Raw genomic sequence first — 19,808 nt, forward strand, 5'->3', positions numbered from 1 at the left:
GAGCTCGATCGCGGTCGCGGCAGTCCGGAAGCAGACCCGTACCCCGGACGGCTGGGCCTCGACCAGGTGCAGTTGCGGATCCGGGCTCTGCGCGCGGGCCCAGCCCGGCAGCCGGTGCGGCCGCAGGCCGTGCTCGGTGCGTTCCCACTCGACGGCGCCGCGGAGGAGGCCGGTGGTGATCGGTGTGGTGATCCAGGTGCTCATGACGCCACCTCAGGCGCCGACGGGGCGGGCCAGTGACGCAGCAGGGCGTCGAGGGCGTCCATGATCCGTTCCCAGGATTCCTGCGGGTCGGGATCGCTGTGGTCGAAGCCGCCGGCCAATTCGAGGCTGATGTAGCCGTGGAAGGTGCTGCCGATCAGCCGTACGGCGTGCACCTGGTCGGCCCCCTCGAGGCGGTAACCGAGCAAGATCGCCCGGATCAGCTGAGAGTGCCGCGGTCCGGCACTGATGGCGGCGGTCTGCGGGTCGAGGCGCAGGCGGGCCGCGGCGTACCGGCCCGGATGCTCGCGGGCGTACTCGCGGTAGACAGTGCCCAGCGCGATCAGCGCGTCCCGTCCGGCCCGACCGGCCAGCGCCACGGCGGCGCGGTCGGCCAGCTCGGCCAGGGCGTACACGGTGATCCGGGTCTTGAGGTCGCCGGAGTTCCGCACATGCGAGTACAGGCTCGGCACCTTGACGTCGAACCTCCGCGCGAGTGCGGAGACGGTGACGCCGTCGAAGCCGACCTCGTCGGCCAGCTCCGCGCCGGCCTGCACCAGAAGCTCTGGCGTCACACCCGCTCGGGCCACGTCCACCCCCCCGTTTCCTAATGCCACTATGCAACAGCCTAAAGGTCTTAGGCAAACGGACGCTTGGTCGAACTCCGCGCCTCGATACCGATGCTGCTGCTGGGGCCGTGGTGGTCTTTGAGGTTGGCGCCTCGGCGCTGGGTCGGTTGTCAGCCGCGGGCTGCGACCTTCATGTCGCCTGTGGTGACCGCGCGGATGTGGTCGCTGGCGAGCAGGCCGTGCGGAATGCCGAGGTCGATGGCGCTGACCTCGTCCAGGCGGACCAGCTGGGAAGGAGTGAGGTCGACCTGCAGGGCGCCCAGGTTGTCTTCCAGCTGTGGGATGGTGCGCGCGCCGATGATGGGTGCCGTCACGCCCGGGGCTTGCAGTGTCCAGGCCAATGCGACCTGGGCGGGTGTGCTGCCCAGTTCCGACGCGACCTCCTTCACCACATCAGCGGCGGCAAGGGTACGTTCGGTGACCATTCCCAGGGCAGCGTTGAGGCTCCTGCGACTGCTGGCGGTTTCGCCGGCAACGGGGCCCGTCGGGTTCAGATCCTCCCGGCCGTACTTGCCGGTGAGCACCCCACCGCCCAGCGGGGAGAAGGGGACCACGCCCAGTCCCATCTCGCGTGCCATGGGGATCAGGTCGCGCTCCCCGGTTCGCTCGATCAGGCTGTACTCGATCTCCAGCGCGACCAGCGGCGACCATCCGCGCACGTCGGCGATCGTCTGCATGCGCGACACCTGCCAGGCTGGGGCGCTGGAGATCGCCACGTACAGGACCTTGCCCTGCCTCACCAGGTCGTCTAGGCCGCGCAGGATCTCCTCCACCGGCGTCCTGAAGTCCCATACGTTCAGATAGAGCAGATCGATGTAATCGGTGTTCAGCTGCCGCAGACTGGCTTCCACCGACGCCGACATGCTCTTGCGGTGCGTACCCCCGGAATTGGGGTCACCGGGCTGACGCAGCGTCGAGTATTTCGTCGCGAGCACCATTTTGTCGCGGTTGGTGCGGGTGAACTCGCCCAGCAGTCGCTCGGAGTTGCCGTTGGTGTAGGTGCTCGCGGTGTCGAAGAAGTTGCCGCCGCGCTCGACGTAGGTGTCGAAGAGCTTTCGCGCCTCGGCGCGGTCGGCGCCCCAGCCCCAATCGGTGCCGAAGGTCGCCGTGCCGAGGGCCAACGGTGAGACCCGCAGCCCGGAGCGGCCCAGCAGCCGGTAGGTGTCGAGGGTGATCGACATCATGTCCTCCCGTACTCGTAATCGTCGTCGAGCACCAGCGTGCGACTACGGCGAGTGGGGTGTAAGGGAAGGCACTTCCTGGGAACACCAGTCCTACGCCTGGCTGTTACAACACGTCATGAAGACCAGCGCCGTGGACGTGACAAAGGAGCTGGCCGTGTTCCTGCGGACCCGGCGCGAACGCCTGGATCCGGAGGAACTAGGTCTGCCGCTACGTCGGAACGCCAGGCGGACCCCAGGACTGCGCCGCGAAGAAGTCGCCGAGCTCGCCGGGGTCAGCACGGACTACATCGTCCGGCTGGAACAGGCCCGCGGGCTGCGGCCGTCGGCGGACGTCGTGGAGGCGCTGGCACGGGCGCTGCGCCTCGCCCCGGACGAACGCGCCTACCTCTTCGGCCTGGCCCAGCACCGCCCGCGCAACGCCGACAAGCTCGCCACCACCGCGGCGCCGGCGCTCGTCAGCCTTCTAGCCGACTTGTCGCCGCGGCCGGCGATGCTGATGAACCATCGCTACGACATCCTTGCCTGGAACAACGAAATGGCGAGGCTACTGCTCGATTTCGATACCCTGCCGCCGGGACAGCGCAATGCGATGTGGCTGTGCCTGCTGCACTTGGCGATACGCGATTTCTACGTCGACCGGGACCGCGTCGTGCGGGACGGGGTCGCCCACCTGCGCGCTGCGTGGGCAGCGCACCCGGAGGACCAGGCGCTGACCGACCTCATCGCCGAATGCGCCGCGCGTGACGACGAATTCGCGCGACTGTGGGCCGAGCGAGACGTCAAGGCCAACGGCCGCGGACGGAAAGTGATGCGGCATCCAGAAGCCGGTGTGGTCACCGTCGAGTTCGAAACGCTTACCCCACTTCAAGATCCGGACCAGCTGTTGGTGATCTACCGCGCAGCGGACGACCAGAGCCAGTCGGCATTGGACGAGTTGTGGGCGCGGTGATGTCGGACCGCCCATGATTGGCCGAGTTGAACCGCCGTTCCGCCACTGGCGGCGGAATGACGTCGATCGCCCGCCGTTCGACCGGCGGCGTTAGTGTCGCGCTCGATCTCTGAAGCCCGGAACAAAGCAAAGCGCCGGAGTCGAGGACTCCGGCGATCAAGATCAAGTGTCCGAGGGGGGACTTGAACCCCCACGCCCTATACGGGCACTAGCACCTCAAGCTAGCGCGTCTGCCATTCCGCCACCCGGACTTGTCTTGCGCGACCCAGTTTACCGGGACGCACGGGCGCTAACTGTACACGACAGGTTGGGGCGTGCGGCTCGGGGGGCAAAACCGGTCGCGTGTCACGGCGGCCCCGGCAGACACTACCGCCATGACGATCTCCAGGTTCAATCCCGAGGGGCTGCACAACCCGCCCGGCTACCACCATGTCACCGTTGTGACCAGCGGGAAGACCGCTCACCTCGCTGGGCAGTGTCCGCTCGACCCCGCCGGGAACGTGGTCGGCGGTGGGGTGCTGGCCCAGGTCGATCAGGTCGTCGAGAACACCCGAATCGCGCTCGCGAGTGTCGGGGCCACGCCGGACGATGTGGTGCGGACCGTTATATACGTGACGGACGACGCGGATCGGTCACTCGGTGAGGTCTGGGAGCGGTTGCGAGCGTCGCCGCTGGGACCCGCCTTCACCACCGCGAGCACCCTTGTCGGCGTCTCGCGGCTCGGGTTCGAAGGCCAGCTCGTCGAGGTCGACGTCACCGCCGCGCTCAGTGACCCAGCCACGTAACGGATAAACCCTTACCAACCGGCACGGTGGCCGATCGGCAGCGGGACTCCGAACCGATCAGCGCAAGGAACGGAGCGACCTCCGTCGGGTGCGACAGCACGTTGTCGACCGCCAGCACCCCGCCCGGGCGCAGCACCCGCAGCGGATGCGGCCACCACCCCTCGTATTCCGTGCGTTCCGCGTCCAGGAAGAGGAGATCGACCGAACCCGACGGGAGCGCGGCCAGATAGGAGCCGCCCTCCAGCAACCGCAGCTCGACCGACACGCCGGCCCGCCGCAGGTTCGTGCGTAGGCCCGGCCATTCCTGCGTGTCCACCGACACGACCCGGCCGCCGACGTCCCGGGCCGCCAGTGCCAGCCAGATCGTCGAGTAGCCGTTCGACGTGCCGATCTCGACCACCCGCCGCGCGCCGGCGATGCGGACCAGTTGGGCGAGCAACGCCGCTGTGTCCGGCTCCAGGTTGCGTCGGCGGAGCAGGCGGTCCGGTTGGGCGGCGTCATGATGCACGCCGTCCGCGTACAAGTCGGCCAGGAACCCCGGCTCCACAGCTTCACCTCACGAGGTCACCACGGCGACCGGCTCGCCGCCGTTCTGCAACGACCGTACGCCTGCTTCGCTCGCCGCGGTGGCCGCGAACCCGTCCCATACACCCGGGCCGGCGACGCGACCGTCCACACAAGAGGAGACCCACGCCTGGACTTCGAGGTCGTACGCGGACGCGAAACGGGCGCGGAAGTCGGCCGGCAGCGGGCGCGGTGCGTCGACGAACAGGCTCCCGGTCTCGCCCACCGCCTCGCAGCGGACCTCGTAACCCACCTGGCTGTTGATGAAGACCTCGGTCGTCGCGATCCCGCCGCCGGCCATCCGGAACACCGCCACCAAGGGGTCGGAGACACCGGCCGGTGCCAGCCGCGAGGGCAACGGGGTCAGCACGCTCACCGTCGCGATCTCGTCGGCGAACAGCCACCGCGCGACGTCGACCTCGTGCACCAGCGAGTCGCGCACGATCATCTCGGACCGGAAGGACGCCGGGGCCGACATGTTGCGGTGGACATTGTGGAGCACCAAGAGCCGGCCGATGGACGACAAACCAGACTGCAGCCGGGTGTACGACGGGTCGTAGCGCCGCATGAATCCCACCTGCAGCAGGCGCCGGCCCACGGCCCGTTCAGCCGCGACGAGCCGGCGGGCCGACGACGTGGACAACGTCAGCGGCTTCTCGCACAGCACGTACTTCCCGTAGGACAGGCATGCCAGCACCTGTTCCTCGTGCGCCTCACCCGGCGACGCGATCAGCACGGCGTCCACGTCGTCGTCGGCTATCAGCTCGAGCGGCGACGGTGAAACCCGTACACCGGGAAACGTGGCGGCGACTGCCGACGCCCGCGCGAGGTCCGGGTCGGACACCGCGACGAGTGCGGCACCGACGACGCGCTGCGCGAGCCGTGCGGCGTGGTCCGCACCCATCACCCCGACGCCGACCACGCCTACCCGCAGATCGCTCACGGGGACGAGACCGAGCCCGGTGCCAGTGAAGCCGGCGGCACCACCTTCCCGGGATCGGCAGCCCGCAGCTCGTGGCTCAGCTCCGTCAGCTCCTCGCCACCCGCCATCTCCGCCGCGAGCCGGTCCAGCGTCAGCTCGTCGCGGTGCGCGTCGAGCACCACCCGGCCCAGCTTGAGGATCACGAAGTGGTTGCCGACCAGATAGGCGTGGTGCGGGTTGTGGGTGATGAAGATGACGCCCAGGCCGGCGTCGCGCGCCTTGACCACGTAGCGCAGCACCACGCCGGACTGCTTCACGCCCAGAGCGGCCGTGGGCTCGTCGAGGATGATGACCCGCGCTCCGAAGTAGATGGCCCGCGCGATCGCCACGCACTGCCGCTGCCCGCCCGAGAGGCTCGCCACCGGCCGGTCGAGGTCCGGGATCTCGATGCCCATCTTGGACAGTTCGGAAGCGCAGATCCGCTTCATCGCGGCGATGTCGAGCATGCGGAGCAGACCAGACCGCAGCTCGTTCCCCAGGAAGAAGTTTCGCCACACCGACATCAGCGGCGCCAGCGCCAGGTCCTGGTAGACCGTCGCGATGCCGGCCGCCTGCGCCTCGCGGGGCGACCCGAACGAGACCGGCGAGCCGTCGAGCGACACGACGCCCGCGGTGTGCGGGTGCAGCCCCGACACGATCTTGATCAGGGTGGACTTGCCCGCGCCGTTGTCGCCGAGCACGCAGGTCACCTCGCCCTGCCGCACCGACAGCGAGACGTCCCGCAGCGCGTGGACGTTCCCGTAGCTCTTTCCGACGTTCTCCAACGAGAGGATCGCAGTCATCGCAGATCGGCCCGCCTCTTCACGTACAGGTTGACGATCGTCGCCAGCAGCAGCATCACACCGAGGAAGGTCCGGAACCAGTCCGGGTTCCAGCCCGCGTAGTTGATGCCCAGCTGGGTCATGCCGAAGATGAGCGCCCCGATCGAGGCGCCGACCACCGACCCGTAGCCACCGGTCAGCAGGCACCCGCCGATCACCGCGGCGATGATGAAGATGAACTCCTTGCCGACGCCCTCCCCGGACTGCACGGTGTTGAACTGGAACAGCAGGTGCATGCCGGACAGCCAGGCGCAGAAGCCGACGGTCATGAACAGGCCGACCTTCGTCGCGCGCACCGGCACGCCGACCGCCCGGGCCGCGGCCGCGTCACCGCCGACCGCGAAGATCCAGTTGCCGATCCGGGTACGCAGCAGCACGTACGCGCCGATGAGCGTGAGAAGCAGCCAGTACAACACGGTTATCTTGAGATTGATCGGACCAATGGTCACCTCAGATCCGAAGACCGCGCGCGCGCTCGCGAACCCGTCCATGTCGTTGATGCCGGCGCTGGCCACGTTGCCGGTCGCGAGCCGCGTGACGCCCAGGTTGACGCCCTGCAGGATGAAGAACGTGCCGAGCGTGACCAGGAAGCTCGGCAACCCGGTGCGCAGCAGCAGCCAGCCGTTGAACGCCCCGATCGCCACGGCCAGCACCAGCGAGAACAGCACACCGACCCAGACGTTGAGGCCGAAGTTCCACGCCAGCAACGAGCCGGACAGGCCCGCGGTGGTCACCGCCACGCCGGCCGACAGGTCGAACTCGCCACCGATCATCAGGAGCGCCACTGGTACGGCCATCATGCCGATCGTCGAGGCTCCATAGAGGATCGTCCCGATGTTGGCGACGTTGCGGAACGGCTCGGCCACCGCCATGAACAGCAGGAAGATGACGACGGCGGCGACCAGCGAGCCGACCTCGGGCCGGCTCAGCACCCGGGCCGCGAGCGGCCGGCCGGCGACCCGGTCATCCCGGGCCGCCAGCTCCTCGACGGTGCTCACCGCTTGCCGTTGTTGGCGTACTGCTCGACGGAAGCGACGTTGCCGCTGTCGATGAACGCCGGACCGGTCAGCGTCGCCTGCCCGCCGCCGATCGTGTTGCCGTTGGTCTTGTAGAGCCAGAGGCTGTCGACCGCGAGGTAGCCCTGGAGGTAGGGCTGCTGGTCGACGGCCCACATCACCTGGCCGCCCTTGATAGCGCCGACCAGCTCCTTGTTGGTGTCGAAGGTGGCCACCTTGGCCTGGCTGCTGGAGTCCTTGACGGACTGCACGGCCGCCATCGCGATCGGCGCGCCGAGCGCCAGCACCCGGTCGATCGCCTTGTCCTGTTGGAGCTTCGAGGTGATCGCGGCCTGGACGCCGGGCATGTCCGTGCCCGTGACGTAGATCTTCTCGATGTTCGGGAAGCTCTCCTTGGCGCCGTCGCAGCGCGCCTCGAGCCCGACGTTGCCCTGCTCGTGGATCACGCAGAGGGCCTTCTTGGCGCCGTCGGAGGCGAGCTTCTGCCCGGCCGCCCGGCCGGCGATCCGCTCGTCCTGGCCGAAGTAGCCGAGCACGCCCATGCCCTGCCACGCGTCGATGCCGCCGTTGAGCGCGACGACCGGGACGCCGGCCTGCACGGCCTTGGTCACGTTGGCCTTCATCGCGTCGGGCTTGGCCAGCGTCACCGCGATGCCGTCGACCTTCTTGTCGACCGCGGACTGCACGAGGTTGGCCTGGCCGGGCCCGTCCGGGTCGGCCTGGTACTGCAGCTCCACATTGTCCTTCTTCGCCGCGTCCTCGGCGCCCTTGCGGACCAGGTCCCAGAACGTGTCGCCCGGCCCCGAGTGGGTGATGAACGCGATCGTCATCCGCGGGGTGTCGGCGGTGCCGGCGTTGGTGGACTCCTCCTCGGACTGGCGGCCGCCGCTGGAGCTGCACGCCGCCAGCGCGAGCACGGCCGCCGCGCCGGTCGCGAGCAGGGACATCCGGAATCGTTGCGTCATCTCGTTTTCTGCCTTTCTCCGGCCGCCGCGCCGTACGGCGGCCAATGAGGGGTTCACGCGCCTTTGATCTCGGCCAGGGCGATCGGGTGGTGTGCCGCCCGGGACAGCTCGCACGCCTCGGCCACCCGGAACGCCTCCAGGGCGTCCCGCACGGTACAGGGCGACGGGCGGGTCCCGCGGGCGACGTCGACGAACGCGGCCAGCTCGGCCTCGTACGCGGCCCGGAAGCGGTCCATGAACGACCCGTGCCGCGGGCCCGGCGGGCCGGCGTTGCCGGGCTCCGCGGAGTCGAGGGCCAGCGAGTCGTCGAGCCCGACGCCCAGCGCGCCCTTCTCGCCGAGCACCTCGAGCCGCACGTCGTGCCCGGCGCCGTTGTAGCGGGTCGCGGAGACCAGCACGACCGTGCCGTCCTCGAGGGTCAGCAGGGCGCCGCCGGTGTCGACGTCGCCGGCCGCGGTGAAGAAGGGCGCGCCCTTGTTGGCGCCCGTCGCGTACACCGTGGCGACCTCGCGGCCCGTCACGAACCGGACGATGTCGAAGTCGTGCACGGAACAGTCGCGGAAGATCCCACCGGAGCTGGCGATGTACGCCGCCGGCGGCGGCGCCTGGTCGTGGGTGTTGGCCCGGATGGTGTGCACGAAGCCCAGCTCGCCGACCTCGATCGCGGCCCGGACCCGGCGGTAGCCGGCGTCGAACCGGCGCTGGAAGCCGATCTGCACGGGCACGCCGCTGCTCTCCACGAGTGCCGCCAGCTCGAGGGTCTCCGGCAGGGTGGCGGCGACGGGCTTCTCGCAGAAGGTGGGCACGCCGGCGGCCACCGCGAGGGCCAGCAGTGGGGCGTGTGCGGGCGTGGCGGCGGCGATCACGAGGCCGTCGACGCCGGCGTGGAGGAGCGTCGAGGTGTCCTCGGCGACCGCGACGCCGCCCAGCTCAGCCGCGAGCGCCCGGGCCGCGGTCCGATCCGCGTCGGTGATCACGAGCTCGTCGACGGCGTCCAGCGACGCGAGCGTGCGGGCGTGGAAGGAACCGATCCTTCCCACCCCGACCAGGCCGATCCGCATGCAGCGTAGCGTGCACGCGGGTCAATATTACGTCAAGTATTTGTTCCAACATTTTTACGTAACGTCAACCTCGCGGAACGCGGTACAGTGCGCGCATGGCACTCCAGGTGGGCGTGACGATCGACCGGTCGTCCCCCGTGCCCCTCTACCATCAGCTCGCAGAGCAGTTACGCTCCGCGATCGATGATGGCCGCCTCCAGCCCGGCGACCCGTTCGAGAACGAGATCGCCCTCGCGGAGCGCCTCGACCTGTCCCGGCCGACGGTCCGGCGGGCCATCCAGGAGCTGGTCGGCCAGGGCCTGCTGCTGCGCCGCCGCGGGCTCGGCACCACCGTCGCCAACCGCAAGGTGCACCGCCGGGCGGGCCTGACCAGCCTGTACGAGGACCTCGACCGCGCCGCCGGCAAGCCCGGCACCGTCGTCCTCGGCCATGAGATGGTCCGCGACGAGCGGATCGCGGCGGAGCTCGACCTGCCCGCCGACACCGACCTGCTGGCCATCGTCCGGCTTCGGTCGGCGGCTGGGCAGCCGCTCGCGATCCTGCGCAACTGGCTGCCGCCGCGCTCGGCCGACCTGACCCGCGAGCAGCTCGAGTCGCAGGGCCTCTACGCGCTGCTGCGGGGCCGCGGCGTCCGGGCGGTGGTCGCGCACCAGGAGATCGGCGCCCGCACCCCGACCGCGTTCGAGCGGCGCCATCTCGACCTCAAGGCGTCGGAGCCGGTGCTCACGATGACCCGCAGCGCGTTCGACGCGGCCGGGGTCGCGGTGGAATACGGCGACCACTGCTACCGGGCGCGGGACTACACCGTCGAGGTCACCATCGACGAACGCTAGGCACGCCGGCTGTCGATCCGGGACTCGGTCGTTCGTGTAGGTGAGGAGAGGCCGGCGACGGACCGGCCACCCACCTGACAGGGAGACCGCGCGATGGGCAAGCTCACGGTGATCGAGAACGTGACGCTGGACGGCGTGATGCAGGCACCCGGCGGGGCCGACGAGGACCCGCGAGGTGGCTTCACCCACGGCGGCTGGGCGGTGCCGTACATGGACCACGTCATGGCCGAGACGATGGGCTCGGGCATGCGGGCCGAGGGGGCGCTGCTGTTCGGCCGCCGCACCTACGAGCAGTTCCACGGCTTCTGGGCGGGGCAGACCGACGGCAACCCGTACACGGCGGTGCTCAACCGGCGTCAGAAGTACGTGGCGTCCCGCACGCTGAACGAGCCGCTGCCCTGGGAGAACTCTTCGCTCGTGAGCGGGGACCTGATCTCTGCCGTGGCGGACCTCAAGAAGACGGTCGACCTCGCCGTCCTCGGCAGCGGCGAACTGGTGCGGTCGCTGGCCCGGGCGGGCCTGGTCGACGGCTACACTCTGTCGATCTTCCCGCTGACGTTGGGCACGGGCATGAAGCTGTTCGGGGACGCGCTGACCACAATGGAGCTTGTCGATACGGTGCCGACGACGACAGGCGTCATCATCGCGACGTACCGGACAACGACATGATCGAGTGCGGCGTGCCGACGTTCCGCGCCGATGCGATGCTGGCCCCCGTAGCGGTGGCCTGGGATTAGCGCGCGCATGGGTCCGAACCGGCGTCGACAGTTCGATCACCTCGGCGCGGCCATGGCTCGCCGGCATCACGTTCGCCGTGGACTCGCACGAGGCCGTCGTACGCGACTACCAGGGCAACTATTTCTATCGCCTTCGCTGACCGCTGTTGGCGTTAACAGCGTGCCGTTGTCGCAGCATTCATAGCTTGACATCTATCTGTTGTGAGCGCCAACATAGGAGCACGTGCATCCGGCCGGAGGCACCGCGATGGGGGAGAGCCGCTCCGTCGGTCACCGGCCGGTCCCCGGGCGCACTTGTCCCGGCGACGGTTCGCGCCACCGGCCCGTCGTCCCGTCTCCCAGCGGGAGGACCGCCATGCTCTCTCTTGCCCTGCCCGGCCGTCGAGTCATCAGCGCGCTGATGATCGCACTCGTGGCCGTCGGAGTGACCGTGTTGTCCAGTGCGCCGGCGAGAGCGGCCACGGTGGACACCAACGCGTGGTACGTGTTGACCGCCCAGCACAGCGGCAAGGCGTTGGAGGTGTTCGAGCGGAGCACCGCCGACGGTGCCCGGATCGCGCAGTGGGCCCGCAACGACGGTGCCTGGCAGCAGTGGCAGTTCGTGGACTCGGGCGGCGGCTGGTACCGGCTGCGCGCCCGGCACAGCGGCAAGGTCCTCGACGTGCGTGACTCCTCGTCGGCCAACGGCGCCGAGGTGATCCAGTGGGCGGACCGCGGCGCGACCAACCAGCAGTTCCGGCTCGCCGACTCGGCGAACGGCGCGGTCCGCCTGATCAACCGCAACAGCGGCAAGGCGCTCGACGTCTGGGAACACTCGACGGCCGACGGTGCCCGGGTGAGCCAGTACACCGATCTCGACGGCGCCAACCAGCGGTGGCAGCTCGCCCGCGTCGACGGGTCGACGAGCCCGCCCGTCGCCTATCCGAACCCGGGCACCGTGACCGGCGACGTGGGTGTGCACGACCCGGCGGTCGTCCGGCGTCCCGGCGGCGGCTACCTGCTGGCACACACCGGCAACGACATCAGCCTGAAGACGTCGCCGGACCGCGCGGCGTTCCGCAACGCCGGCGCGGCGTTCCCCGGTGGAGCGCCTTGGACGACGACCTACACGGGCGGCAGCCGCAACCTGTGGGCGCCGGACCTGTCCTACCTCAACGGCCGCTACTGGATGTACTACTCGGCGTCGACCTTCGGGTCCAACCGCTCGGCCATCTTCCTGGCGACCAGCACCACCGGTGACTCCGGCACGTGGACGCATGCGGGGCTGGTCGTGGAGTCCCGTACGAGCGACAGCTTCAACGCGATCGACCCGAACCTGGTCGTCGACGCCGCCGGCCGGTGGTGGTTGAGTTTCGGGTCGTTCTGGTCCGGGATCAAGCTGGTGGCACTCAACCCGTCGACCGGGCTGCGCGCCGACAACGCGATGGTGAGCATCGCCGGCCGCAACGGCGGTGCGATCGAGGCGCCGTTCATCGTGCGCCGCGGCTCGTACTACTACCTGTGGGTGTCGTTCGACCGATGCTGCCAGGGCGCGTCGAGTACGTACCGCGTGATTGTGGGTCGCTCGACCAACGTCACCGGCCCCTACGCCGACCGCAACGGTACGGCGATGACAGCCGGCGGCGGTACGCAGGTGCTGGCGGGCCACGGCGGCGTCCACGGCCCGGGGCACCAGGCGGTGCTCGCCGACACGGACGGCGACGTGCTCGTCTACCACTACTACGCCGACAACGGCGCCTCGCTGCTGGGCATCAACCGCATCGGGTACGACAGCGCCGGCTGGCCATTCGTCTACTGAGGAGCGTTTCATGCGTAGAACGACCCTTCTCGCCGCCGGCGTGGTCACCGTTCTGGCCGGCTCCGGCACGGCCGTCCTGGCACCGGCGGCGGCCGCGGCCACGGTGCAGCCGAACACCCCGTACGTCCTGGTCAACCGCCACAGTGGCAAGGCGCTGGACGTCTACAACCTGGCCACCAACGACGGCGCGGCGATCAACCAGTACACCCGCAACGACGGCGCGTGGCAGCAGTGGCGGTTCCTCGACTCCGGCGGCGGCTGGTACCGCGTCCAGTCCGTGCACAGCGGCAAGGTGCTGGATCTGCCCACGACCGCCGACGGTGTCCAGCTCGTGCAGTACACGGACCGCAACGACGCCCGGCAACAGTTCCGCCTCGCCGACTCCGCCGGTGGTTACGTGCGGCTGATCAACCGCAACAGCGGCAAGGCCCTCGACGTGTGGGAATGGTCAACCGCCGACGGCGCCCGGGTGTCGCAGTACCAGGACCTCGACGGCGCGAACCAGCAGTGGCAGCTGGTCGCGCTCGGCGGCACGGCCCGGACGTTCACCAACCCGATCAAGCGCAACGGTCCCGACCCCTGGCTGCAGCACCACAACGGCTCCTACTACCTGGCCACCACCACGTGGAACTCGACGATCACGATGCGGCGGTCCACGACGCTCGCCGGGCTCGCGACGGCCGCCGACCAGGTGGTCTTCAACCTCGCGGGCCGACCCGGTGGGTGCTGCAACATGTGGGCGCCGGAGTTCCACCTGCTCGACGGGCCCAACGGCCGGCGGTGGTACTTCTACTACACCGCCGGGCAGAACGTCACCGACTACAACCCGACCCAGCGGCTGCACGTGCTGGAGTCCGCCGGCACCGACCCGATGGGTCCCTACACGTTCAAGGCCGACCTCGGCACCGACTGGCAGCTCGACGCGAGCGTGCTCAAGGTCGGCAGCAGCCTCTTCCTCATGGGCACGTACGGCGGGGACGGTGCCGGCCAGAGCAACTTCATCCAGCGACTGTCGAACCCTTGGACGCTCAGCGGGTCGCGGGTGCGGCTCAGCTCACCCACGCTGTCGTGGGAACGGCAGACGGCGCCGGTCAACGAGGGACCGGAACCGCTCTACCGCAACGGCCGGGTGATGGTGGTCTACTCCGCCTCCGCCTGCTGGGGGCCGGACTACAAGCTCGGCCTGCTGACGCTGACCGGCAGCGACCCGCTCAACCCGGCACATTGGACGAAGTCGCCGAACCCGGTGTTCCAACGCAACGACGCGAACGGTGTCTACGCACCGGGCCACAACGGGTTCTTCACGTCGCCGGACGGCACCGAGAGCTGGATCGTCTACCACGCCAACGACTCGGCGGGCGGCGGCTGCGACATGAACCGGTCGACCCGCGCGCAGCGGTTCACCTGGAACGCCGACGGCACACCCAACTTCGGCACGCCGGTCCGGCTCGGCGTCACCCTCACCGCCCCCTCCGGTGAGTGAGAGGGGCGGAAAACCCCCAGGCCGAGTCGGGTGGTTTCCGGCTTCTGACCGCAGCAGGTGGTGCCTAGCGTCGACTGGGTGATCGAACTACGTGAGCTGACCAAACGCTACGGCGGCCGGGTCGCCGTCGACGGGCTGAGCGTCGACGTCCGGCCCGGGGTGGTGACCGGATTCCTCGGCCCCAACGGGTCCGGCAAGTCGACGACCATGCGCATGATTCTCGGTCTCGATGCGCCGGACCGTGGCCAGGCGCTGATCGGCGGTGTCCCGTACGCGGACCTGCGCTGGCCCTTGAAGACCGTCGGCGCCCTCCTCGACGCCGGTGCGGTCCATCCCGGTCGCAGCGCCCGGGCGCACCTCGCCGCCCTGGCCGCGAGCAACGACATCCCGCGGTCCCGGGTCGAGCAGGTGCTGCGCGTCGTCGGGCTGTCCGAGGCCGCGAACCGGCGCGCGGGCACCTACTCGCTCGGCATGCGCCAGCGGCTCGGTGTCGCCGTCGCCCTGCTCGGTGATCCGGGCGTGCTCCTGCTCGACGAGCCGGTCAACGGGCTCGATCCGGAGGGCATCCGCTGGATCCGGGACCTGCTGCGCGGACTCGCCGCCGAAGGGCGGACCGTGTTCGTGTCCAGCCACCTCATCGCCGAGATGGCGTTGACCGCCGAACGGCTCGTGGTCATCGGCCGCGGCCGGCTGCTGGCCGAGACCACCGTCGACGACCTCGCCGCCGGCGCCGACAGCCTGGAGGACGCGTTCTTCCGGCTCACCTCGCAGGACACCGACTATCGCGGAGTAGGAGCGTCATGAACGGCTACGGATTCCGCCACGCGGCCCGGATGGAGCGCATCAAGCTGGGCAGCGTCCGCTCGACGTGGTGGCTGGCGATCGCGGCGGTGGTGGTGATGGGCGCGGTCGGCGCCGGGGTCGGGCTCGGCTACCGGTCGCACACCCCGGTCGCGACCGCCGCCCAGATCCTGAACAACAGCCTGGGCGGTGCGATCGCGGCCCAGTTGCTCCTCGGCGCGCTGGGGGTCCTGGTCGTTACAGGTGAATACGGCACCGGGATGATTCGTTCGACCTTTGCCGCCGTACCGCGGCGGCGGGTCGTCCTGGCCGCGAAGGTCGCCGTGTGCGGCGGCGCGGCGCTCACCGTCGGCCTGGTCGCGAGCTTCGCCGGCTATCTGGGCGGGCAGCTCGCGATCCGCGGCACCGCCATCCCGGCCGCCTCCCTCGGCGACCCGGCGATCCTGCGCCCGGTCCTGCTGACCGGCGTGTATCTGGGCGCCACCGCGCTGATCGGGGTCGGCGTCGGTACCCTCCTGCGGCACTCGGGCGCCGCGATCGGCACGCTGTTCGGTCTGATGTTCGTCCCGATGATCGTGGTCGGCCTGTTCGGCGAGAGCGGGATCGCGGTCGGCCGGTTCGTCCCGCTGCTGATGCTGCTCAACTCCATCGCGGTGACCTCGCCCATACCCGGGCTGTTTGCCGGCTGGGTCAGCGCGCTGCTCATGTGTGGCTACGCGGCGCTGGCGATCCTGTGCGGCGGTGTGCTGCTCCGCTACCGCGACGCGTGACCCGCGACAATGGGCTGATGACCGCGCTGCGCGCCCCGTTCACCACACTGGCCCTCCGCCAGGCGGTGTTCTGCGTCGCCGGCGCGGTCAGCGCGGCCGCGATCCTGGCCGTGGCCGCGCTCGTGCCGGCCCTCGGGGTCCTCGTCCTCTGGGCGAGCGGCGCCATGTCCCGCGAGCCCGCACCCGCCGTCGCACCGGTGTTCCTGGTCGTGTTCCCGCTCACCGTCGCGCTCCTGGTCGTGCTGGCCACCCCGCTCGGGCGGGCGCTGGGCGCCGTGCATCGCACGCTCGCGGATCGGCTGCTCGACGTCCGCGTGGACGCCCCGCCGACCCGGCCCTCGAAGCGCATCCGCGCCCTGGTCTCCGACGGACCGGGCTGGCGCGCCTTCGGGTACGGCCTGCTCAAGGTGCCCCTGGCCATACCCGAGGGCTACGGCGCCTTCTGCTACGTGTTCGGCGTGGTCAACCTCAGCTACCCGGTGTGGTGGCCGCTGTTCCGCAACCACCCGGCCGGCACGACGCTCGGGCCGGTGTGGGGGCTGACGCCGTTCGGCGCCATCGGCACGCGGACGTTCGCCGGCACGTTCCTGATCGCCGCCGCCGGTCTCGCCATGCTGCTGGTCGCACCGTGGTTGATGCGGGCGGGCACGGCCCTGGACCTGGCCGCGATGCGGCGGCTGCTCGGCCCGCGCCGGCTCGCCGAGCGGGTACGCGAACTGCAGGTCAGCCGGGCCCGCGCGATCGACGACGCGGCGACGATGATGCGCACGCTGGAGCGCGACCTGCACGACGGCGCGCAGGTCCGGCTCGCCACCCTGGCGATGAACCTCGGCATGGCGACCGAGAAGCTGGGCGTCGACGGCCCACCGCCCGACCTCGCACAGGCCCGCGAACTGGTCGCGCTGGCCCACCGCGGCGCCAAGGACGCCCTGGCCGACCTGCGCGACCTGGTGCGCGGGATCCACCCGCCGGTCCTCGACAGCGGCCTCGGCGACGCGCTGGCCACGCTCGCGACGAGCAGCGCCATCCCGGTCGCGGTGCGGGTGGAACTGCCCGACCGCCCGGCGCCGGCGATCGAGACGATCGCCTACTTCTGCGCCGCCGAACTGCTCGCGAACGCGGCCAAGCACAGCCGGGCGGGTCGGATCCGGCTCGGCGTCGGCCGGTCCGGCGAGCGCGTGATGCTGACGGTCGAGGACGACGGTGTCGGCGGGGCGAACCCGGACGGCCCTGGCCTGGCTGGGCTGGCCCGCCGCATCGCCGTGGTGGACGGCCTGATGCGCGTACACAGTCCTGCTGGTGGTCCGACCCGGGTCGAGATCGAGCTGCCCACGCACGTGTGAACGGAGGCGACGACATGCGGGTGGTGATCGCGGAGGATGCCGCGATGATGCGCGAGGGGCTGATCCGGCTGCTCACCGACCGCGGTTTCGAGGTCTGCGCTGCGGTCGCCGACGCGGACGCGCTGCGGTCCGCGGTCGCCGACACCGCACCGGACGTGGCCATCATCGACATCCGGATGCCGCCGACGCACACCGACGAGGGACTGCGCGCCGCGATCGACATCCGGCGCGACCATCCGGCCGTCGGGGTGCTGATGTTCTCGCAGTACGTGGAGACCCGCTACGCCACCCGCCTGCTCGCGGACCGGCCGACCGGCGTGGGATACCTGCTCAAGGACCGTGTCGCGGACGTCGCCGAGTTCGTGGACGCGCTGACCCGCGTGGCATCCGGCGGCACCGCGCTGGACCCGGAGGTGGTCGGCCACCTGATGCGGGCCGGGCGGGACACGGCCGGGCTGGCGTCCCTGACCCCGCGGGAGCGTGCGGTGCTGTCGCTGATGGCCGAGGGGCGGTCCAACGCCGGAATCGCGGCGGCGCTCGTCATCACCCCCGGAGTCGTCGAGAAGCACGTGGCGAACATCTTCGCGAAACTCGGCCTGCCGGCATCGGACAGCGACAACCGCCGCGTCCTGGCCGTGCTCCGCCACGTCAGCGGCTGACGGCGTTGGCCTGTTGCGGCCCCGTCCGCGGTCCGCGATATTCGGCTGATGACTGGACGCGAGTTGCTCGACGAGCAGGCCGGCTTCTACCGGGCGGTGGCCGCCGAGTACGACGACCACGCGCTGCCCTTGCCCGGCGGCGACGAGGTTTCCGCGGCGCTGGACGCGTTCCGGCCGACCGGCAGCGTGCTCGAGCTCGCCTGCGGACCGGGCACCTGGACCGGCCAGCTGCTGCGCCATGCCACCGAGGTGACGGCGGTGGACGCCTCCGCCGAGATGATCGACATCGCCTCGGCACGGGTGGGTGGCGACCAGCGGGTCCGGTTCGTGTTGGCCGACCTGTTCGACTGGCGGCCGGACCGGCGCTACGACGTCGTGTTCTTCGGGTTCTGGTTGTCGCACGTGCCGCCGGAACGGCTGGCGTCGTTCTGGTCGCTGGTGGCCGACTGCCTGCGACCGGGCGGGCGGGTGTTCTTCGTCGACGACGGGCACCGCACGGTCGAGGAGCTCGTCGAGGGCGCGGACTCCGTGGTCGTCCAGCGCCGGCTCAAAGACGGGACGGCCTACCGGGTCGTCAAGGTCCCGTACCAGCCCGCGGACCTCGAACAGCGGCTCGCCCGGCTGGGCTGGCGCGTCGAGGTCCGTGCGACGTCCGGGCCCTTCTACTGGGGAGCCGGGGCCCGCGAGGCCTTCTGACGGAGGGCGATCAGCGCGACCAGCGACACGGCGGCCGCAGCCGCGAAGCCGACCGGGTAACCGGTGGTCGTGGCCAGCAGCCCGAAACCGAGCGCACCGGCGCCGAAACCGGTGTCGTACGCGACGCTCCACAGTGCTGTGACGACACCGTACTGGGCGGGCGGCGTCGACTGGAGCAGGACGGCCATGCTGGCGTTCTGCACCACGCCGAAGCCCGCGCCGAAGACCGCCATCCCGGCCAGGACCGCCACCGGGTGGGTGGTGACGACCAGGACCGCGAGGCCGGCCGCGCCCGTGACGACGCCGGGGACCAGCAGGCGTCGCGGCCCGTGCCGGTCGCCGAACACGCCCGCCCACCAGCGGGCCGCGGTGCCGGTGACGGCGTGCAGGAGCAGGGCGAACGCGATGAAGCCGGAACCGGCGTGGGGGAGGGCGGCCGGCAGGAAGGTGGCGACGATGCCGCTCAGCATGGCCGCGCCGGCGAAGACCACCGCGGGTCGGGCCAGCGTCGGCTTGCGGGCCGCGGCGAGCATCCCGCCGTGGGCGGCCACCCGGCCGGTCGTGCCAGGAAGCGCGGGCAACGCCGCGAGGCCGAGGAGGGCGAGCACCGCGCCGGCCGTGAACACGGCCTCGTAGCCGATCTGGGTGGCCAGCCAGAGGCCGGCCGGCATGCCCACGACGGCCGGCACGCCGGCGACGACACCGAGCACGCCGAGTCCTTCGCCCCGCCGCGACGCCGGTATCAGCTCGGCACCCCAGGCCCCGCAGACGACGAAGATCGTGGCGAGGCCGGCGCCGCGCAGCACGCACACCGCCAGGACCACCGGCAGGCCGGCGGAGATCGGCAGGGCGAGGGCGGGCAGGCCGAGCAGGAGCAGGCCCGCGGCCAGGACCGTGCGGTAGCCGAAGCGGGCCAGCAGGCGGGGGAGTGCGAGTTCGGCGGCGACCGTGGACAGCATCAGCGTGCCGGTGGAGAGGCCGGCACCGACCCCACCGCCGGCGACGTACGCGGGCACGACGGAGAGCAGGAGGTAGAAGCTGGTCAGGCCGAGGAAGTCGGCGGCCGAGACCAGCAGCAACGGGCGGGTGAGCAGCCGGGGCCGGGCGGGGGATGCGGTCAGCGTCAGCGTCGTCATGAGCTGACCGTACGAGCGAATCGGTCCTCTGTTGAGGTCCGAACCGACGCCGCAAAACTGGACCGATTTCGTCGACGGAGCGCGGGCGAGATCCGCCAAAGTGGATTGTTCTTCGTATACAATCGATGTCAGACGTCATCTCGGAGGGTGGTTGGGTGGACACGGACCTACCGGGCAAAATCGGCGCTCAGCACCTGCCGCTCCGCGACCAGGTGCTCGCCGCTCTTCGAAAGGGGATCATCAGCGGCGACTATCCCCCGGGCGAACGGCTCACCGAGGATCGGCTGGCGGAGGACTTCGGCGTCTCCCGCAACCGTCGCCGGACTTCCGCGTCAGCGACACCGGTGTCGCGTGGATCCGCACGCGGCTGGCCTGGGCGCGCACCGTGCTCACCC

Annotated in this window: 21 protein-coding genes, 1 tRNA gene and 1 pseudogene; 12 read left to right on the top strand and 11 right to left on the bottom strand. The window is 70.5% G+C overall.

Annotation, left to right across the window (positions count from 1 at the left end; genetic code table 11):
* The 3 genes and pseudogenes from AB0H87_RS20090 to AB0H87_RS20100 form a co-directional block, all read right to left on the bottom strand.
* Window positions 1-204: pseudogene (locus AB0H87_RS20090) on the bottom strand (lipase); the annotation flags it as partial.
* Window positions 201-776, bottom strand: a complete 576-nt coding sequence (locus AB0H87_RS20095; RefSeq protein ID WP_360147410.1) for a WHG domain-containing protein — start codon at window positions 774-776, stop codon at window positions 201-203. The pseudogene AB0H87_RS20090 and the gene AB0H87_RS20095, both read right to left, overlap by 4 nt.
* A gap of 164 nt (window positions 777-940) precedes the next feature.
* A complete protein-coding gene (locus AB0H87_RS20100; RefSeq protein ID WP_360147413.1) occupies window positions 941-2,011 on the bottom strand; it encodes an aldo/keto reductase in 1,071 nt (356 codons plus the stop codon).
* Here AB0H87_RS20100 and AB0H87_RS20105 point away from each other — a divergent pair.
* Entirely contained in the window at window positions 2,001-2,963 is a 963-nt protein-coding gene (locus AB0H87_RS20105) for a helix-turn-helix transcriptional regulator (protein WP_360147416.1), read from the top strand. The genes AB0H87_RS20100 and AB0H87_RS20105 overlap by 11 nt on opposite strands.
* Before the next feature lie 167 nt (window positions 2,964-3,130).
* Here the strand turns inward: AB0H87_RS20105 and AB0H87_RS20110 are convergent.
* Window positions 3,131-3,214: transfer RNA gene (locus tag AB0H87_RS20110), tRNA-Leu, on the bottom strand.
* A 123-nt stretch (window positions 3,215-3,337) separates the two neighbouring features.
* Between AB0H87_RS20110 and AB0H87_RS20115 the strand changes: the two genes are divergently transcribed.
* On the top strand, window positions 3,338-3,748 hold the full coding sequence (locus AB0H87_RS20115) for a RidA family protein (protein WP_360147419.1): 411 nt from the start codon (window positions 3,338-3,340) through the stop codon (window positions 3,746-3,748).
* Here the strand turns inward: AB0H87_RS20115 and AB0H87_RS20120 are convergent.
* The 6 genes from AB0H87_RS20120 to AB0H87_RS20145 are packed head-to-tail and all read right to left on the bottom strand — an operon-like array spanning window position 3,729 to window position 9,157.
* Window positions 3,729-4,295 carry a class I SAM-dependent methyltransferase gene (locus tag AB0H87_RS20120; RefSeq protein ID WP_360147422.1) on the bottom strand — a complete coding sequence of 189 codons (567 nt, stop codon included), beginning with the start codon at window positions 4,293-4,295 and terminating at the stop codon, window positions 3,729-3,731. The two genes, AB0H87_RS20115 and AB0H87_RS20120, sit on opposite strands and share 20 nt — an antisense overlap.
* Window positions 4,296-4,304: 9 nt before the next feature.
* Window positions 4,305-5,255, bottom strand: coding sequence for a Gfo/Idh/MocA family oxidoreductase (locus tag AB0H87_RS20125; protein ID WP_360147425.1), 951 nt, complete (start codon window positions 5,253-5,255; stop codon window positions 4,305-4,307).
* Window positions 5,252-6,076 carry an ATP-binding cassette domain-containing protein gene (locus tag AB0H87_RS20130; RefSeq protein ID WP_360147428.1) on the bottom strand — a complete coding sequence of 275 codons (825 nt, stop codon included), beginning with the start codon at window positions 6,074-6,076 and terminating at the stop codon, window positions 5,252-5,254. Before AB0H87_RS20130 ends, AB0H87_RS20125 begins: the two co-directional genes overlap by 4 nt.
* Window positions 6,073-7,113: an ABC transporter permease gene (locus tag AB0H87_RS20135; RefSeq protein WP_360147431.1), complete on the bottom strand. Its 1,041-nt coding sequence runs from the start codon at window positions 7,111-7,113 to the stop codon at window positions 6,073-6,075. Before AB0H87_RS20135 ends, AB0H87_RS20130 begins: the two co-directional genes overlap by 4 nt.
* Window positions 7,110-8,096: a sugar ABC transporter substrate-binding protein gene (locus tag AB0H87_RS20140; protein WP_360147434.1), complete on the bottom strand. Its 987-nt coding sequence runs from the start codon at window positions 8,094-8,096 to the stop codon at window positions 7,110-7,112. The genes AB0H87_RS20135 and AB0H87_RS20140 overlap by 4 nt, the downstream gene beginning before the upstream one ends.
* Before the next feature lie 53 nt (window positions 8,097-8,149).
* A complete protein-coding gene (locus tag AB0H87_RS20145) occupies window positions 8,150-9,157 on the bottom strand; it encodes a Gfo/Idh/MocA family oxidoreductase (RefSeq protein WP_360147437.1) in 1,008 nt (335 codons plus the stop codon).
* Window positions 9,158-9,252: 95 nt separating this feature from the next.
* On the opposite strand from AB0H87_RS20145, the gene AB0H87_RS20150 reads away from it, so the two are divergent.
* The 9 genes from AB0H87_RS20150 to AB0H87_RS20190 all read left to right on the top strand — a co-directional run bounded on the left by AB0H87_RS20150 (window position 9,253) and on the right by AB0H87_RS20190 (window position 18,277).
* Entirely contained in the window at window positions 9,253-9,990 is a 738-nt protein-coding gene (locus AB0H87_RS20150) for a GntR family transcriptional regulator (protein WP_360147440.1), read from the top strand.
* A gap of 93 nt (window positions 9,991-10,083) precedes the next feature.
* Window positions 10,084-10,659 (top strand): dihydrofolate reductase family protein, encoded by a 576-nt coding sequence (locus AB0H87_RS20155; protein ID WP_360147443.1) that lies wholly within the window; start codon window positions 10,084-10,086, stop codon window positions 10,657-10,659.
* A gap of 423 nt (window positions 10,660-11,082) precedes the next feature.
* The gene (locus tag AB0H87_RS20160; RefSeq protein ID WP_360147446.1) at window positions 11,083-12,525 is read left to right on the top strand and encodes a family 43 glycosylhydrolase; all 1,443 of its coding nucleotides are present in this window, start codon (window positions 11,083-11,085) and stop codon (window positions 12,523-12,525) included.
* A 10-nt stretch (window positions 12,526-12,535) separates the two neighbouring features.
* On the top strand, window positions 12,536-14,008 hold the full coding sequence (locus AB0H87_RS20165; protein WP_360147449.1) for a family 43 glycosylhydrolase: 1,473 nt from the start codon (window positions 12,536-12,538) through the stop codon (window positions 14,006-14,008).
* A 78-nt stretch (window positions 14,009-14,086) separates the two neighbouring features.
* Complete coding sequence (locus AB0H87_RS20170) at window positions 14,087-14,812, top strand: ATP-binding cassette domain-containing protein (RefSeq protein ID WP_360147452.1); 726 nt, start codon at window positions 14,087-14,089, stop codon at window positions 14,810-14,812.
* Window positions 14,809-15,579 (top strand): ABC transporter permease, encoded by a 771-nt coding sequence (locus tag AB0H87_RS20175; RefSeq protein WP_360147455.1) that lies wholly within the window; start codon window positions 14,809-14,811, stop codon window positions 15,577-15,579. Before AB0H87_RS20170 ends, AB0H87_RS20175 begins: the two co-directional genes overlap by 4 nt.
* A gap of 17 nt (window positions 15,580-15,596) precedes the next feature.
* Entirely contained in the window at window positions 15,597-16,922 is a 1,326-nt protein-coding gene (locus AB0H87_RS20180) for a sensor domain-containing protein (protein ID WP_360147458.1), read from the top strand.
* 14 nt (window positions 16,923-16,936) lie between these two features.
* Window positions 16,937-17,581: a response regulator transcription factor gene (locus AB0H87_RS20185; protein ID WP_360147461.1), complete on the top strand. Its 645-nt coding sequence runs from the start codon at window positions 16,937-16,939 to the stop codon at window positions 17,579-17,581.
* Window positions 17,582-17,629: 48 nt separating this feature from the next.
* Window positions 17,630-18,277: a class I SAM-dependent methyltransferase gene (locus tag AB0H87_RS20190; RefSeq protein WP_360147464.1), complete on the top strand. Its 648-nt coding sequence runs from the start codon at window positions 17,630-17,632 to the stop codon at window positions 18,275-18,277.
* Here AB0H87_RS20190 and AB0H87_RS20195 read toward each other — a convergent pair.
* A complete protein-coding gene (locus tag AB0H87_RS20195; RefSeq protein WP_360147467.1) occupies window positions 18,244-19,413 on the bottom strand; it encodes an MFS transporter in 1,170 nt (389 codons plus the stop codon). The genes AB0H87_RS20190 and AB0H87_RS20195 overlap by 34 nt on opposite strands.
* A gap of 125 nt (window positions 19,414-19,538) precedes the next feature.
* On the opposite strand from AB0H87_RS20195, the gene AB0H87_RS20200 reads away from it, so the two are divergent.
* Window positions 19,539-19,808: GntR family transcriptional regulator (locus AB0H87_RS20200; protein ID WP_360147470.1), on the top strand; the 270-nt coding region annotated here is incomplete at its 3' end.

This window comes from Asanoa sp. NPDC050611, assembly GCF_040654855.1.
Taxonomy (GTDB): Bacteria; Actinomycetota; Actinomycetes; order Mycobacteriales; family Micromonosporaceae; genus Asanoa.